This is a genomic window from Pseudomonas sp. 2848 (assembly GCF_003253945.1).
Taxonomy (GTDB): domain Bacteria; phylum Pseudomonadota; class Gammaproteobacteria; order Pseudomonadales; family Pseudomonadaceae; genus Aquipseudomonas.
In genome coordinates this window covers 133,481-150,040 of the sequence record NZ_QKZD01000002.1, presented here as the reverse complement: position 1 = coordinate 150,040, position 16,560 = coordinate 133,481, and the positions used below count along the sequence as shown (strand labels likewise).

The window sequence follows — 16,560 nt, the reverse complement described above, 5'->3', positions numbered from 1 at the left end:
CTGGGAACACGAGCAACAATGGCTAAGGTATTCGCAATCGCGAACCAGAAGGGTGGTGTGGGCAAGACCACCACCTGCATCAATCTCGCCGCATCGCTGGCCGCGACCAAGCGTCGCGTGCTGCTGATCGACCTCGATCCACAGGGCAACGCCACCATGGGCAGCGGTGTGGATAAGCACGAGCTCGAGCATTCGGTGTACGACCTGCTGATCGGGGAATGCGACCTGGCCCAGGCCATGCACTACTCCGAACACGGTGGTTACCAGCTGTTGCCGGCCAACCGCGACCTGACCGCCGCCGAAGTGGTGCTGCTGGAAATGCAGATGAAGGAGAGCCGTCTGCGCAACGCGTTGGCGCCGATCCGCGAGAACTACGACTACATCCTCATCGACTGCCCGCCGTCGCTGTCGATGCTGACGCTCAATGCGCTGGTCGCCTCCGATGGCGTGATCATCCCCATGCAGTGCGAGTACTACGCGCTGGAAGGGTTGAGCGACCTTGTGGATAACATCAAGCGCATCGCCGCCCGGTTGAACCCGGAGCTGAAGATCGAAGGCCTGCTGCGGACCATGTACGACCCGCGTCTGAGCCTGAACAACGATGTTTCGGCGCAGCTCAAGGAGCACTTTGGCGAGCAGCTGTACGACACGGTGATCCCGCGCAACATCCGCCTGGCGGAGGCGCCGAGCTTCGGCATGCCGGCACTGGCCTACGACAAGCAATCCCGTGGCGCGCTGGCGTATCTGGCGTTGGCCGGGGAACTGGTCCGTCGTCAGCGCCGTCCATCACGCATTGCACAAACAACTTAAGGAATCCGCATGGCCATCAAGAAACGCGGTCTCGGACGTGGGTTGGATGCACTGCTCAGTGGTCCTTCCGTCAGCGCGCTCGAAGCGCAGGCTGTCAAGATCGACCAGAAGGAACTGCAACACCTGCCGGTCGAGCTGATCCAGCGCGGCAAGTACCAGCCGCGTCGCGACATGGATCCCGAGGCGCTGGAAGAACTGGCGCACTCGATCCGCACCCATGGCGTCATGCAGCCGATCGTGGTTCGCCCGATCGGTGACAACCGCTACGAGATCATCGCTGGTGAGCGCCGCTGGCGCGCCACCCAGCAGGCTGGCCTGGATACCGTGCCGGCCATGGTCCGCGAGGTACCCGACGAAGCCGCCATCGCCATGGCGCTGATCGAGAACATCCAGCGCGAGGACCTCAACCCGCTGGAAGAGGCGCTCGCCCTGCAGCGTTTGCAGCAGGAATTCGAACTGACGCAGCAGCAGGTGGCCGATGCCGTCGGCAAGTCGCGGGTCACCGTGGCCAACCTGTTGCGTCTGATCTCGTTGCCCGAGGCGATCAAGACCATGCTCGCCCATGGCGACCTGGAGATGGGCCACGCCCGCGCCTTGCTCGGCCTCGAGGAAAATCGGCAGGAAGAAGGGGCGCGTCATGTTGTCGCACGCGGCCTCACCGTGCGCCAGACCGAGGCACTGGTGCGTCAGTGGCTCAGTGGCAAACCTGAGCCGGTCGAGGCGAGCAAACCTGATCCGGATATCACGCGTCTTGAACAGCGTCTGGCAGAGCGCCTGGGCTCGGCGGTACAAATTCGCCATGGCAACAAGGGCAAAGGCCAGTTGGTTATTCGCTATAACTCCCTTGACGAGTTGCAAGGCGTGCTTGCTCACATCCGCTGAAACAATTCCTGTTGTAGCGCGCAGTCGGAAATCACTACCCAAGAGTTGAATAGGGGTTAATCCACCCCTATACTCTGCGCGCATTTTGTCGGCACAAATTATGCCAAGTCATTGTTGACGAGGCGGTCGACATTCGAGGAGCAGTTGTGATGGAAATCCGCACGCCAAACCGCCTGCCTTTCCATCGCTGGGCGGTTTTTCCGGTACTGCTGGCTCAATTTGTCGTACTGCTGCTGGCAACGCTGGTGTTGTGGCAGTGGAAAGGGGTAGTCAGTGGATATTCAGGCCTTTGCGGAGGTTTGATTGCCTGGCTGCCCAATGTGTATTTCGCCTGGAAGGCTTTTCGCTTCAGCGGAGCCCGGGCGGCGCAGGCCATCGTCAAGTCGTTTTACGCGGGCGAGGCAGGCAAGATGATTTTGACGGCAGTGCTGTTTGCACTGACCTTCGCAGGAGTGAAGCCATTGGCGCCGTTGGCAGTATTCGGCGTCTTCGTGCTGACCCTTTTGGTCAGCTGGTTCGCGCCCCTGCTGATGAATAAAAGACTTTCGAGACCTTAGGGCGTTTGAGGCAACCATGGCAGCAGAAACCGCTTCGGGCTATATCCAGCACCACTTGCAGAACCTGACCTACGGTCAACTACCAGACGGCAGCTGGGGCTTGGCCCATTCGGCTGCAGAAGCCAAGGCAATGGGCTTCTGGGCGTTCCACCTGGACACCCTGGGTTGGTCCGTTGCGCTGGGTCTGATCTTCCTGTTCATCTTCCGCATGGCGGCTAAAAAGGCCACTTCCGGCCAGCCTGGCGCCCTGCAGAACTTCGTCGAAGTGCTGGTGGACTTCGTCCACGGCAGCGTGAAGGATTCCTTCCACGGCCGCAGCCCGGTGATCGCCCCGCTGGCGCTGACCATCTTCGTCTGGGTATTCCTGATGAACGCCATCGACCTGGTACCGGTCGACTGGATTCCTCAGCTGGCCATCCTGATCTCCGGTGATCCGCACATTCCGTTCCGCGCGGTGTCGACCACCGACCCGAACGCCACCCTGGGCATGGCCCTGAGCGTGTTCGCGCTGATCATCTTCTACAGCATCAAGGTCAAGGGCATCGGCGGCTTCATCGGCGAGCTCACCCTGCACCCGTTCGGTAGCAAGAACATCTTCGTGCAGATCCTGCTGATCCCGGTGAACTTCCTGCTCGAGTTCGTCACCCTGATCGCCAAGCCGATTTCGTTGGCACTGCGTCTGTTCGGCAACATGTACGCCGGCGAGCTGGTGTTCATCCTGATCGCGGTGATGTTCGGCGCCGGCATCCTCTGGCTCAGCGGCCTGGGTGTGGTGCTGCAGTGGGCGTGGGCTGTGTTCCACATCCTGATCATCACCCTGCAAGCTTTCATCTTCATGATGCTGACCATCGTCTACCTGTCGATGGCTCACGAAGATAACCATTAAGACCGCCTGGCGTGTCTGATAGCCTTCCCCGCCCGTCTGGGGGGAGGGCTTAAAAAGTCCGCAAGGGCATGCTGTATCAAACGATTTGTTTTACCGCTTCAAACTAAAAACCTAACCAATACGACGTAAAAGTCGGGAGGAAAGATGGAAACTGTAGTTGGTCTGACCGCTATCGCTGTTGCTCTGCTGATCGGCCTGGGTGCTCTGGGTACCGCCATTGGTTTCGGCCTGCTGGGCGGCAAGTTCCTGGAAGGCGCTGCTCGCCAGCCAGAAATGGTTCCAATGCTGCAGGTCAAGATGTTCATCGTTGCCGGTCTGCTCGACGCCGTCACCATGATCGGTGTTGGTATCGCTCTGTTCTTCACCTTCGCAAACCCCTTCGTTGGTCAGATCGCCGGCTAATCACTCGTTTCCAACGAGTGAAAGGCTGTGATGAACAAAGACCGAGCGAGGTGTTGGCGTGAACATTAATGCAACCCTGATTGGCCAATCCGTTGCTTTCCTGATTTTTGTGCTCTTCTGCATGAAGTACGTATGGCCTCCGGTCATCACTGCTCTGCAAGAGCGCCAGAAGAAGATTGCTGACGGCCTGGACGCTGCCAATCGCGCTGCTCGCGACCTGGAGCTGGCCCAAGAGAAAGTGGGTCAGCAACTGCGTGAAGCGAAGGCACAGGCAGCCGAAATCATTGAGCAAAGCAAGAAACGCGCTGCTCAGCTTGTCGAGGAAGCCCGTGAACAGGCCCGCGTCGAAGCTGACCGTGTGAAGGCTCAGGCTCAAGCCGAGATCGAACAGGAACTGAACAGCGTCAAAGACGCCCTGCGTGCCCAAGTGGGTGCCCTGGCTGTTGGCGGTGCTGAAAAGATCCTTGGCGCCACAATCGATCAAAACGCGCATGCGGAGCTGGTTAACAAACTGGCCGCTGAAATTTAAGCGAGGGCGATCATGGCAGAACTGACCACGTTGGCCCGACCTTACGCTAAGGCTGCCTTCGAGCATGCCCAGGCCCATCAGCAACTGGCCAATTGGTCAGCCATGCTCGGCCTGGCTGCTGCGGTGTCGCAAGACGACACCATGCAGCGCCTGCTCAAGGCCCCGCAACTGACTAGCGCAGAAAAGGCCGCCGCATTCATTGAAGTGTGCGGTGACAAGTTTGACGCCAAGGCACAGAATTTCATTCATGTTGCCGCGGAAAACGAACGTCTCCTGCTTCTGCCGGAGATTTCGACTCTGTTCGACCTGTACAAGGCCGAGCAAGAGAAATCCGTGGACGTGGAAGTCACCAGTGCTTTTGCGTTGAACCAAGAACAGCAAGACAAACTCGCCAAGGTTCTCAGTGCACGGTTAGGCCAGGAAGTGCGCCTGCACGCGTCGGAGGATGCCAGCCTGATCGGCGGCGTCGTCATCCGCGCTGGCGACCTGGTAATCGACGGTTCGGTTCGCGGGAAAATCGCGAAACTGGCCGAAGCCTTGAAATCTTGAGTTTGAAGGGGCAGCAGAGCAATGCAGCAACTCAATCCTTCCGAAATTAGTGAAATCATCAAGGGCCGCATCGACAACCTCGATGTCGGCTCCCAAGCCCGTAACGAAGGTACCGTCGTTTCGGTTTCCGACGGCATCGTGCGGATCCACGGTCTGGCCGACGTCATGTACGGCGAAATGATCGAGTTCCCTGGCAGCGTATTTGGCATGGCCCTGAACCTGGAGCAAGACTCCGTAGGTGCAGTGATCCTGGGTGCCTATGACACCCTCGCCGAAGGCATGAGCGCCAAGTGCACCGGCCGCATCCTGGAAGTTCCGGTTGGTAAGGAACTGCTGGGTCGCGTCGTCGACGCACTGGGTAACCCGATCGACGGCAAAGGTCCTCTGGGCAACACCCAGACCGACGCGGTCGAGAAAGTAGCTCCAGGCGTGATCTGGCGTAAGTCGGTAGACCAGCCTGTACAGACTGGCTACAAGTCCGTCGACGCCATGATCCCTGTTGGCCGTGGCCAGCGTGAGCTGATCATCGGTGACCGTCAGATCGGCAAGACCGCCATGGCCATCGACGCCATCATCAACCAGAAAGACTCCGGTATTTTCTGCGTTTATGTTGCAGTCGGCCAGAAGCGTTCCACCGTTGCCAACATCGTTCGCAAGCTGGAAGAAGCCGGCGCCCTGGCCAACACCATCGTGGTCGTTGCCAGTGCTTCGGAATCCGCCGCACTGCAGTTCCTGGCGCCTTATGCCGGCTGCACCATGGGCGAGTTCTTCCGTGACCGCGGTGAAGACGCCCTGATCGTTTACGATGACCTGTCCAAGCAGGCCGTTGCCTACCGTCAGATCTCCCTGCTGCTGCGCCGTCCACCAGGACGTGAAGCGTACCCAGGCGACGTGTTCTATCTCCACTCCCGTCTGCTGGAGCGTGCATCGCGCGTTTCCGAAGAGTACGTCGAGAAGTTCACCAACGGTGCCGTAACTGGCAAGACTGGCTCGCTGACCGCTCTGCCGATCATCGAAACCCAGGCTGGCGACGTTTCCGCGTTCGTTCCGACCAACGTGATCTCGATCACCGACGGTCAGATCTTCCTGGAATCGGCCATGTTCAACGCAGGCATCCGTCCTGCCGTTAACGCCGGTGTGTCGGTATCCCGTGTTGGTGGTGCCGCCCAGACCAAGATCATCAAGAAGCTGTCCGGTGGTATCCGTACCGCCCTGGCCCAGTACCGTGAACTGGCGGCCTTCGCCCAGTTCGCTTCGGACCTGGACGAGGCTACCCGCAAGCAGCTGGAGCATGGTCAGCGCGTTACCGAGCTGATGAAGCAGAAGCAGTACGCGCCAATGTCGATCGCCGACATGGCCCTGTCGCTGTACGCCGCTGAGCGTGGTTTCCTGACCGACGTAGAAGTCTCCAAGGTTGGCAGCTTCGAGCAAGCTCTGATTGCCTACTTCAACCGTGATCACGCCGAACTGATGGCCAAGATCAACGTGAAGGGTGACTTCAACGACGAAATCGACGCTGGCATGAAAGCCGGTATCGAGAAGTTCAAGGCCACCCAGACCTGGTAAGCCGCAGCGGGGGCTCCGGCCCCCGCTTGCTAACCTGATAGGTGATACATGGCAGGCGCAAAAGAGATTCGCAGTAAGATTGCGAGCATCAAAAGCACGCAAAAAATTACCAGCGCCATGGAGAAAGTGGCGGTCAGCAAGATGCGCAAGGCACAAATGCGCATGGCTGCTAGCCGTCCTTACGCGGAGCGTATCCGCCAGGTGATCGGTCATCTGGCCAACGCCAACCCGGAATACCGCCACCCGTTCATGATCGAGCGCCCTGTAAAGCGCGCTGGTTATATCGTGGTGAGCAGTGACCGTGGTCTGTGCGGTGGCTTGAACACCAACCTGTTCAAGGCCCTGGTCAAGGACATGAGCGAAAACCGCGAACAGGGCGTTGAAATCGACCTGTGCGTGATCGGCAGCAAGGGTGCGACTTTCTTCCGCATCTTTGGCGGCAACGTCGTAGCCGCGATCAGCCACCTGGGCGAAGAGCCATCGATCAACGATTTGATCGGCTCCGTCAAAGTGATGCTGGACGCCTACCTCGACGGCCGTATCGATCGCCTCTCGGTGGTTTCGAACAAGTTCATCAACACCATGACCCAAAAACCGACGGTCGAGCAGTTGGTACCGTTGGTGGCAACCCCGGATCAGGAACTCAAGCACCACTGGGACTACCTGTACGAACCCGACGCAAAAGAGCTGCTGGACGGCTTGATGGTGCGTTACGTGGAGTCGCAGGTGTACCAGGCGGTGGTCGAGAACAACGCTGCTGAACAAGCGGCCCGGATGATCGCCATGAAGAACGCCACAGACAACGCCGGTGATTTGATCAAAGAGCTTCAGTTGATCTACAACAAGGCGCGTCAGGCTGCGATCACCCAGGAGATCTCGGAAATCGTCGGCGGCGCTGCCGCGGTTTAACGGTTCAAAAATTCAGAGGATCCAGCTATGAGTAGCGGACGTATCGTGCAAATCATCGGCGCCGTCATCGACGTGGAATTCCCACGTGATGCCGTGCCGAGTGTTTACAACGCGCTGAAAGTACAAGGCGCGGAAACCACCCTGGAAGTTCAGCAGCAGCTGGGCGACGGCGTGGTTCGTACCATTGCGATGGGCTCGACCGAAGGTCTGAAGCGCGGTCTGGATGTCGTCGACACCAAGGCTGCCATCTCGGTACCTGTCGGCAAGGCAACCCTGGGCCGTATCATGGACGTCCTGGGCAACCCGATCGACGAAGCCGGCCCGATCGGCGAAGAAGAGCGTCGCGGTATCCACCAGCCAGCGCCTTCGTTCGCTGACCAGGCAGGCGGCAACGACCTGCTGGAAACCGGCATCAAGGTTATCGACCTGGTCTGCCCGTTCGCCAAGGGTGGTAAGGTTGGTCTGTTCGGTGGTGCCGGCGTCGGCAAGACCGTGAACATGATGGAACTGATCCGTAACATCGCCATGGAACACAGCGGTTACTCCGTGTTCGCTGGTGTGGGTGAGCGTACTCGTGAGGGTAACGACTTCTACCACGAGATGAAGGACTCCAACGTTCTCGACAAGGTAGCGCTGGTCTACGGTCAGATGAACGAGCCACCAGGAAACCGTCTGCGCGTAGCGCTGACCGGCCTGACCATGGCTGAGAAGTTCCGTGACGAAGGTAACGACGTTCTGCTGTTCGTCGACAACATCTATCGTTACACCCTGGCCGGTACCGAAGTATCCGCACTGCTGGGCCGTATGCCTTCGGCAGTAGGTTACCAGCCGACCCTCGCCGAAGAGATGGGCGTTCTGCAAGAGCGTATCACTTCGACCAAGGAAGGTTCGATCACCTCCGTCCAGGCCGTATACGTACCTGCGGACGACCTGACCGACCCGTCGCCAGCGACCACCTTCGCCCACTTGGACGCCACCGTCGTTCTGTCCCGTGACATCGCTTCCCTGGGTATCTACCCAGCGGTCGACCCACTGGACTCGACTTCGCGCCAGCTGGACCCGAACGTGATCGGCACCGAGCACTACGACACCGCTCGTGGCGTTCAGTATGTTCTGCAGCGCTACAAAGAGCTGAAGGACATCATCGCGATCCTGGGTATGGACGAACTGTCCGAAGCCGACAAGCAACTGGTTGCCCGCGCTCGTAAGATCCAGCGCTTCCTGTCGCAGCCGTTCTTCGTGGCCGAAGTCTTCACCGGCTCGCCAGGCAAGTACGTTTCGCTCAAGGACACCATCGCTGGCTTCAGCGGCATCCTCAAAGGTGACTACGACCACCTGCCAGAACAAGCGTTCTACATGGTCGGCAGCATCGACGAAGCGATCGAGAAAGCCAAGAAACTGTAATCCCGGCGCCCCGCAAGGGGCGCTAATCAGGTTGAGGCAAGCAGATGGCTATGACAGTCCATTGCGATATCGTCAGCGCGGAAGGAGAGATCTTCTCCGGCCTGGTCGAGATGGTAGTAGCGCACGGCAACCTGGGCGATCTGGGTATCGCTCCAGGCCACGCGCCGCTGATCACCAATCTCAAGCCTGGTCCGATCACGCTGACCAAGCAAGGTGGCGATCGTGAGGTGTTCTACATCTCCGGTGGCTTCCTCGAAGTGCAGCCGAACATGGTCAAGGTTCTTGCCGACACCGTGCAGCGCGCTGCCGACCTGGACGAAGCTCAGGCTCAGGAAGCCCTCAAGGCTGCTGAGAACGCGCTGAACGCGAAAAGCTCGGACTTCGACTACGGTGCTGCTGCCGCACGTCTGGCCGAAGCTGCAGCTCAGCTGCGTACTGTCCAGCAATTGCGCAAGGGCAAGTAACCTGGCCTTGGCCGGTCACTTCCAATGCGATTGAGTTAAAGGGTAGCCTCGGCTACCCTTTTTCTTTTCTGAATTTCCCCTTTGGTCACGTCCCTGACCGCCCAGGATTGGTAGCCAGTCAATGTCCCTCGATATCGTCATTCTCGCCGCAGGCCAAGGCACCCGCATGCGCTCCGCGCTGCCCAAGGTACTGCACCCGGTCGCCGGCAACTCCATGCTCGGCCACGTTATCCACAGCGCACGCCAGTTGCAGCCCAAGGGTATTCACGTGGTTATCGGCCATGGCGCGGAGTTGGTGCGCGGACGCCTTGCAGCGGACGATCTGAATTTCGTCCTGCAGGACAAGCAATTGGGCACCGGCCATGCGGTGGCCCAGGCGCTGCCGGCGATCACTGCCGACACCGTGCTGGTGCTCTACGGCGATGTGCCGCTGATCGAGGTGGAAACCTTGCAGCGCCTGCTGGCCACAGTCAGCGAGCAACAGCTCGGGCTGCTCACGGTGACCTTGCAGGACCCGACCGGCTATGGCCGCATCGTGCGTGACGCCGCAGGCAAAGTAACCGCGATCGTCGAGCACAAGGATGCCAGCGAAGCGCAGATGGCGATCAAGGAAGGCAACACCGGTATCCTCGCCATGCCGGCCGCACGCTTGGCCGACTGGATGGGACGCCTGTCCAACAACAATGCCCAGGGCGAGTACTACCTCACCGACGTGATTGCCATGGCCGTGGACGATGGCTTGGTGGTCGCCACCGAGCAGCCCCACGACCCGATGGAAGTGCAAGGCGCCAACGACCGCCGCCAGCTTTCGGAACTCGAGCGTCACTACCAGCTGCGCGAAGGCCGTCGCCTGATGGCCCAGGGCGTCACCCTGCGCGATCCGGCGCGCTTCGATGTGCGCGGTGAGGTGACCGTCGGCCGGGATGTACTGATCGACATCAACGTCATTCTCGAAGGCAAGGTAGTCATCGAGGACGATGTGCAGATCGGCCCGAACTGCGTGATCAAGGACAGCACACTGCGCAAAGGCGTGATCATCAAGGCCAACAGTCATATCGAAGGCGCGGTGATGGGCGAGGGCAGCGATGCCGGCCCGTTCGCCCGCTTGCGCCCAGGCAGCGTGCTGGAGGCCAAGGCACATGTGGGTAACTTCGTCGAGCTGAAGAATGCGCACCTGGGCGAGGGCGCCAAGGCCGGCCACCTGACCTACCTGGGCGACGCCGAGATCGGCGCCCGCACCAACATCGGCGCTGGCACCATCACCTGCAACTATGACGGTGCCAACAAGTTCCGCACGGTGATGGGTGAGGACGTGTTCATCGGCTCCAACAATTCGCTGGTGGCCCCTGTGGAAATCCAGGCCGGGGCCACTACCGCAGCGGGCTCGACCATCACCCAGACGGTTGAAGCCGGACAGTTGGGCGTGGCACGTGCACGCCAGCGCAATATCGAAGGCTGGAAGCGGCCGGAGAAAATCAAGCAGAGCTGAGTTATCCACAGCGCGTTTTGCACAGGCCGACTTATGTGAATAAGTCGGCCTTTTTATTTTCCGGTTCCTGCCGACTTGACGAATCGTTTGACTTAGGTTTTGATTGCACCACTTATCTTTCGAATCGAAACTTAACCGAAATGTCGAAACGAAATACTCCCCAACGTCGTCACAACATCCTGGCCTTGCTCAACGAGCAGGGCGAGGTCAGTGTCGACGCCTTGGCCAAGCGTTTCGAAACCTCCGAAGTGACCATCCGCAAGGATCTGCACGCCCTGGAGGCCAACGGCCTGCTGCTGCGCCGCTATGGCGGCGCGGTGACGATGCCCCAGGAGCTGCTGGGCGACACGGTCCAGCCAGTGTCCCTCTACAAGCAGGCCATCGCCCGTGCGGCGGTGGAACGCATCCGTGAGCATGCGCGCATCATCATCGACAGCGGCAGTACCACGGCGGCGATGATCCCGCAGCTCGGGCGCCAGCCAGGCCTGGTGGTGATGACCAACTCGCTCAATGTGGCCCGGGCTATCAGCGAACAAGAGCATGAACCTGTGCTGCTGATGACCGGTGGTACCTGGGACCCGCACTCGGAGTCCTTCCAGGGCCAGGTGGCCGAGCAGGTACTACGCTCATACGACTTCGACCAGCTGTTCATCGGTGCCGACGGCATCGACCTGGAACGTGGCACAACCACCTTCAACGAACTGCTGGGATTGAGCCGGGTCATGGCCGAAGTGGCCCGCGAGGTCATCGTCATGGTCGAGTCGGATAAGGTCGGTCGCAAGATCCCCAACCTCGAGCTGCCCTGGGGCAGCGTGAACACCCTGATTACTGATGATCGCCTGCCCACCGAGGCACGCGACCGGATTCAAGCCCGCGGCATCACCCTTATCTGCGCCGCTATCAGCTAGGAGCAACATCTTATGTGTGGAATCGTCGGTGCCGTTGCTGAGCGCAATATCACAGCCATCCTCATCGAAGGCCTCAAGCGTCTTGAGTACCGTGGTTACGACAGCGCCGGCCTGGCCGTCCTGACCCAGCAAGGCGCGCTCGAGCGTCGCCGCCGCATCGGCAAGGTCAGCGAACTGGAAGGCGCGGTTGCCGCCGACCCGCTGGCCGGCCAGCTGGGCATCGCCCATACCCGTTGGGCCACACATGGCGCGCCGACCGAGCACAATGCCCACCCGCACTTCTCTGGCCATGAAGTGGCGGTGGTGCACAACGGCATCATCGAAAATCACGAGGAACTGCGTGAAGAGCTCAAGGGCCTGGGCTACACCTTTGTCTCGCAGACCGACACCGAGGTGATCGTGCACCTCATCCACCACCTGCTCAAGACTATCCCCGACCTCACCGATGCGCTCAAGGCAGCGGTAAAACGCCTGCATGGCGCCTATGGCCTGGCTGTGATCAGCGCCAGCCAGCCCGACCGTCTGGTGGCTGCCCGCAGCGGTAGCCCCCTGGTGATCGGCCTTGGCCTCGGTGAAAACTTCCTGGCCTCGGATCAACTGGCCCTGCGCCAGGTCACCGACCGCTTCATGTACCTTGAAGAGGGCGATATCGCCGAGATTCGCCGCAATCAGGTGCAAATCTGGGACCTGGCCGGTCAGCCGGTCCAGCGTGAGACGGTGCAGTACCACGAAGGCGCGGAAGCCGCCGAGAAGGGCAACTATCGCCATTTCATGCTCAAGGAGATTCACGAGCAGCCCGGCGTGGTGCAGCGCACGCTGGAAGGTCGCCTGGGCAATGACCATGTGATGGTGCAGGCCTTCGGTCCACAGGCCGCCGAGCTGTTCGGCAAAGTGCGCAATGTGCAGATCGTCGCCTGCGGTACCAGCTACCACGCCGGCATGGTCGCCCGTTACTGGCTCGAAAGCCTGGCCGGCATCCCTTGCCAGGTGGAAGTTGCCAGTGAGTTCCGCTATCGCAAGGTGGTGGTGCAGCCGGACACGCTGTTTGTCTCCATCTCGCAATCCGGCGAGACCGCCGACACTTTGGCTGCCTTGCGCTATGCCAAGGAGCTGGGTTTCCTCGGTAGCCTGGCCATCTGCAACAAGGGCATCAGCTCGCTGGTGCGTGAATCCGACCTGACCCTGCTGACCCTGGCCGGGCCGGAGATCGGCGTTGCCTCGACCAAGGCCTTCACCACCCAGCTGGTCTCGCTGATGCTGCTGACCCTGGCCCTCGGCCAGGTGCGCGGTACCCTCGAGGCCGGTGTCGAAGCCGAGTTGGTGGACGAGCTGCGCCGCCTGCCGGCGCGCCTGAGCGAAGCGCTGGCGATGGATGGCGTGGTCGAGAAGATCGCCGAGCTGTTCGCCGACAAGCACCACACCCTGTTCCTTGGCCGCGGTGCCCAGTACCCGGTGGCCATGGAAGGTGCGCTCAAGCTCAAGGAAATCTCCTATATCCACGCCGAAGCCTATCCGGCTGGTGAGCTCAAGCATGGTCCTCTGGCGTTGGTGGACAACGATATGCCCGTGGTGACCGTGGCTCCTAACAACGAGCTGCTGGAAAAGCTCAAGTCGAACCTGCAGGAAGTCCGCGCCCGTGGTGGCGAGCTGGTGGTGTTCGCCGACGAGAATGCTGGCATGAGCAATGGCGAAGGCACCCACGTGATCAACGTGCCGCACATCAACGATGCGCTGGCGCCGATCCTCTACACCATCCCGCTGCAACTGCTGTCCTACTACGTCGCCGTGCTCAAGGGCACCGACGTCGACCAGCCGCGCAACCTGGCCAAATCGGTGACGGTGGAGTAACGCTACTGCTGTTGCAAAGGGAGGGCGCCGCACAGGCGCCCTCCCTTTATGCTGTCTTCCTTCCTCTCAAAGTCTCCCCGGCAACCTGTTCGAGCAGGTAAAAACGCATATTAGATATGCAGTGCTGGCGCATCGCGTAATCGAGAAACGTCATATCCTTCTGCTGCTCGATGAAGCCGTGCCTTGCGGCCTAGCGATGCAGTAACACACTGGTCGACCCAGGATGGGCGATCCGACAACAAGAACAAGAGAAGTCATCGACATGGATGTGAGATGTGATCAGCTCAAGACGCTGACGGGCACGCTGTGCCTGGCATTTGCCAGCGGCCTGCCGCTGTCGGCTGCGGCGGCCTATCAGGATACTGGCCGCCTGGGCGACCCTGCCAGCTGGCGCTCGGTCGAATACCTGCAGGACTGGGGCCTGGAGCGCATGCAGGCGAGCCAGGCCTATGCCGCCGGGTTCACCGGTGCCGGGGTCAGCATCGGCGCCCTGGACTCGGGATTCGATCCCACCCATCCCGAAGCCAGCCCCGGGCGTTTCCACGCGGTCACCGCCACCGGCCAGTACCTGGACGGTACCCCGTTCAGTGTGTCCGGGGGGCTCAATGGCGCCAACGACAGCCATGGTACCCATGTCACCGGCACCATGGGCGCGGCCCGTGATGGCGTGGGCATGCATGGCGTGGCCTTCAATGCCCAGGTATACGTGGGCAACACCAACAAGAATGACAAGTTCCTGTTCGGCACCGATCCCGATCCGCGGTATTTCAAGGCGGTCTACGACGCCCTGGTGGATGCCGGGGCTCGGGCCATCAACAACAGCTGGGGCAGCCAGCCCAAGGATGTCAGCTACCAGACCCTCGGCGACCTGCGCGCGGCCTACGCCCAGCATTTCCAGCAGGCCACCTGGCTCGATGCCGCTGGCGATGTGGCGCGTCGGGGTGTGATCAATGTGTTCAGCGCCGGCAACAGCGGCTATGCCAATGCCAGCGTGCGCTCGGCGCTGCCGTACTTCCAGCCGGAACTGGAAGGCCACTGGCTGGCGGTATCGGGCCTGGACAAGAACAACCAGCAGAAATACAACCAGTGCGGCATCGCCAAGTACTGGTGCCTGGCGACTCCGGGGGCGGCAATCAGCAGTACCGTGCCCGGTGGCGGCTATGCCACCTACAACGGTACTTCGATGGCCGCGCCCCATGCTACCGGGGCTTTGGCTGTGGTCATGGAGCGTTATCCCTATCTGAACAACCAGCAGGCCCTGCAAGTGCTGCTGACCACTTCGCGCCAGCTCGATGGCTCGCCGACCCAGGCGCCCAGCGAGCGGGTGGGCTGGGGCGTCCCGGATCTGGGGCGGGCCTTGCACGGCCCAGGGCAGTTGTTGGGGGAGTTCAACGTCAACCTGGAGCGTGGGCAGGGCGATAGCTGGAGCAACGGCATCTCCGACCAGGCGCTAGTGCAGCGTCAGGCCGAGGACGTCGCGGAACGTCAGGCCTGGCAGCAGACCCTCAAGGATCGCGGCTGGGAGCATGGCCTGGCAGCGGGCGCCAGCCAGCAGGACCGCAGTGACTATGCCCTGGGCATGGCCCGTGACGCAGCGGCTGCGCAGCGGGTTTACCAAGGCAGCCTGGTCAAGTCCGGGGCCGGCTGGTTGGTGCTCACGGGTGACAGCAGCTACCGCGGCCCGACCCGCGTCGATGGCGGGTTGCTGGCGGTTAACGGCAGCCTGCAATCAGCGGTGACGGTCAATGCTGGGGGTACAGTGGGCGGCAATGGCCGGGTCGCTGCCCTGATTGCCAACGCTGGGGGTGTGGTGGCCCCGGGTAACTCCATCGGTACCTTGAATGTCGCCGGCAACCTGGCCTTGCAGCCGGGTTCGACCTATCAGGTGGAGCTATCGCCCACGGCCAGTGATCGACTCGTGGTGGATGGCCAGGCCAGCGTCGCTGGCGCCAATCTCAGCCTGGTGCCCCAGGCTCGGCCGAACCTGCTGGCCGGTGGCCCGGTCACCAGCCTGGTAGGGCGCCAGTTCGACATCCTGCAGGCAGCAGGCGGCGTCGATGGGCGCTTCGCCCAGGTCCAGCCCGGCTACCTGTTCCTTGGGACCGTGCTCGACTATTCGGCCAACGGCGTGCAGTTGGATGTGACGCGCAGCGCCGCAACGTTCGACAGCGTCGCGGCCACGCCCAACCAGCTCGCCAGCGGCGCCGCCGTGGAGCGCCTGGGGCCGGGCCATCCGGTGTATGAAAGCCTGCTGCTCTCGACCTCGGCGAACCAGGCCCGGGACGGCCTGCGCCAGCTCGCCGGAGAGATCTACCCGGCGCTGGACTCGATGCTGCTCAGCCAGGGCTCGGTGTTGCGTGATGCCTTGGGCGAGCGTGTGCAAGGCGCCGCACTGCCTGCCAATGCGCCTGGGACGACGGCGCGCGAGACAGGCTCGACCCAGCTCTGGCTCAAAGGCCTGGGCAGTTGGGGGCGCATCGAGGGCGTGCAGGGCAGCGAGTCCTATACCAGCTCCCTGGGCGGCATGCTGCTGGGCCTGGACCGGGACTTCGACGAGCAGACCCGCGCCGGGCTGGCCGCCGGCTACAGCGACAGCTCCCTGGGCATGGGCGGCAGCCACTCCCGGGCCACGGTCGACAGCTACCACTTGGGCGCCTATGTCCGCCACGACGTCGACCAGTTGCGCTTGAGCCTGGGCGGTAGCTACAGCTGGCACCGCGCCGAAGTTCGTCGCGACCTGGCCTATGCCGAGGTGTCCGGCCGCCAGCGCGCGCGGATCGATGCCCGCAGCCAGCAGCTGTTTGCCGAGGCGGCCTATCGCCTGGCGTTGCCGGCGGTGCAACTGGAGCCGTTCGCCAACCTGACCTACCAGCACCTGGACCGTGATGGCTTCCATGAGAAAGGCGATGCCGCAGCGTTGCAGGCGGGCGACGAGCAGCGTGATGCCTGGTTAAGCACCTTGGGCCTGCGTGGGCGCCAGCAATGGCAAGTGGGCCCGCAGCAGGACCTGCAGCTGGCGGCGAGCCTGGGCTGGCAGCACCGGCTGAGTGGAACCCAGGACCGCGAGCACCTGGCCTTTGCCGGCAGTGACCTGCCGTTCCGGGTGGAGACGTCGCCGGCCTTGCGCGATGCCGCGCTGGTCGGGCTCCAGGCACGGGTGGGACTGACCCGCGACCTGGACCTGAGCCTGGACTACCAGGGGCGCCTGGCCAGTCGTGAACAACAGCATGGCGCGGGGCTCAACCTGCAATGGCGTTTCTGAGGCGTCGTGGCGCCAGTTGTTGCAATACGGAGTTCGACCAACGCGGTATTCAATCCATACAACTAAGGAAGGTCGTAGTGAAGCGAGTCAGACAG

Annotated in this window: 15 protein-coding genes; all 15 read left to right on the top strand. The window is 61.5% G+C overall.

Annotated features, from left to right (window positions below):
* Positions 1-18: 18 nt before the first annotated feature.
* The 15 genes from DFS21_RS04615 (at position 19) to DFS21_RS04545 (ending at position 16,465) form a co-directional block, all read left to right on the top strand.
* Positions 19-810: a ParA family protein gene (locus DFS21_RS04615; RefSeq protein ID WP_023628558.1), complete on the top strand. Its 792-nt coding sequence runs from the start codon at positions 19-21 to the stop codon at positions 808-810.
* Between the two features lie 9 nt (positions 811-819).
* Positions 820-1,692, top strand: coding sequence for a ParB/RepB/Spo0J family partition protein (locus tag DFS21_RS04610; RefSeq protein WP_110696877.1), 873 nt, complete (start codon positions 820-822; stop codon positions 1,690-1,692).
* 149 nt (positions 1,693-1,841) lie between these two features.
* Entirely contained in the window at positions 1,842-2,249 is a 408-nt protein-coding gene (locus DFS21_RS04605; protein ID WP_011536507.1) for a F0F1 ATP synthase subunit I, read from the top strand.
* A gap of 16 nt (positions 2,250-2,265) precedes the next feature.
* Positions 2,266-3,135 carry a F0F1 ATP synthase subunit A gene (atpB, locus tag DFS21_RS04600; RefSeq protein ID WP_023628560.1) on the top strand — a complete coding sequence of 290 codons (870 nt, stop codon included), beginning with the start codon at positions 2,266-2,268 and terminating at the stop codon, positions 3,133-3,135.
* Between the two features lie 144 nt (positions 3,136-3,279).
* Positions 3,280-3,537: a F0F1 ATP synthase subunit C gene (gene atpE, locus DFS21_RS04595; protein WP_003097235.1), complete on the top strand. Its 258-nt coding sequence runs from the start codon at positions 3,280-3,282 to the stop codon at positions 3,535-3,537.
* Between the two features lie 58 nt (positions 3,538-3,595).
* Positions 3,596-4,066 carry a F0F1 ATP synthase subunit B gene (locus tag DFS21_RS04590; protein WP_102683388.1) on the top strand — a complete coding sequence of 157 codons (471 nt, stop codon included), beginning with the start codon at positions 3,596-3,598 and terminating at the stop codon, positions 4,064-4,066.
* Between the two features lie 12 nt (positions 4,067-4,078).
* Positions 4,079-4,615 carry a F0F1 ATP synthase subunit delta gene (locus tag DFS21_RS04585; RefSeq protein WP_023628561.1) on the top strand — a complete coding sequence of 179 codons (537 nt, stop codon included), beginning with the start codon at positions 4,079-4,081 and terminating at the stop codon, positions 4,613-4,615.
* A 21-nt stretch (positions 4,616-4,636) separates the two neighbouring features.
* Complete coding sequence (gene atpA / locus DFS21_RS04580) at positions 4,637-6,181, top strand: F0F1 ATP synthase subunit alpha (RefSeq protein WP_038707082.1); 1,545 nt, start codon at positions 4,637-4,639, stop codon at positions 6,179-6,181.
* A gap of 48 nt (positions 6,182-6,229) precedes the next feature.
* Positions 6,230-7,090, top strand: coding sequence for a F0F1 ATP synthase subunit gamma (atpG, locus tag DFS21_RS04575; RefSeq protein ID WP_102683389.1), 861 nt, complete (start codon positions 6,230-6,232; stop codon positions 7,088-7,090).
* Positions 7,091-7,117: 27 nt separating this feature from the next.
* The gene (atpD, locus tag DFS21_RS04570; protein ID WP_023628563.1) at positions 7,118-8,494 is read left to right on the top strand and encodes a F0F1 ATP synthase subunit beta; all 1,377 of its coding nucleotides are present in this window, start codon (positions 7,118-7,120) and stop codon (positions 8,492-8,494) included.
* 44 nt (positions 8,495-8,538) lie between these two features.
* Positions 8,539-8,958 carry a F0F1 ATP synthase subunit epsilon gene (locus DFS21_RS04565; protein ID WP_011536500.1) on the top strand — a complete coding sequence of 140 codons (420 nt, stop codon included), beginning with the start codon at positions 8,539-8,541 and terminating at the stop codon, positions 8,956-8,958.
* A gap of 121 nt (positions 8,959-9,079) precedes the next feature.
* Positions 9,080-10,447, top strand: coding sequence for a bifunctional UDP-N-acetylglucosamine diphosphorylase/glucosamine-1-phosphate N-acetyltransferase GlmU (gene glmU, locus DFS21_RS04560; RefSeq protein WP_110696875.1), 1,368 nt, complete (start codon positions 9,080-9,082; stop codon positions 10,445-10,447).
* Between the two features lie 140 nt (positions 10,448-10,587).
* Positions 10,588-11,355: a DeoR/GlpR family DNA-binding transcription regulator gene (locus DFS21_RS04555; RefSeq protein ID WP_111531919.1), complete on the top strand. Its 768-nt coding sequence runs from the start codon at positions 10,588-10,590 to the stop codon at positions 11,353-11,355.
* 12 nt (positions 11,356-11,367) lie between these two features.
* Positions 11,368-13,203: a glutamine--fructose-6-phosphate transaminase (isomerizing) gene (glmS, locus tag DFS21_RS04550; protein WP_110696872.1), complete on the top strand. Its 1,836-nt coding sequence runs from the start codon at positions 11,368-11,370 to the stop codon at positions 13,201-13,203.
* A gap of 262 nt (positions 13,204-13,465) precedes the next feature.
* Entirely contained in the window at positions 13,466-16,465 is a 3,000-nt protein-coding gene (locus DFS21_RS04545; RefSeq protein ID WP_111531918.1) for an autotransporter serine protease, read from the top strand.
* The last annotated feature ends 95 nt before the right edge of the window (positions 16,466-16,560 follow it).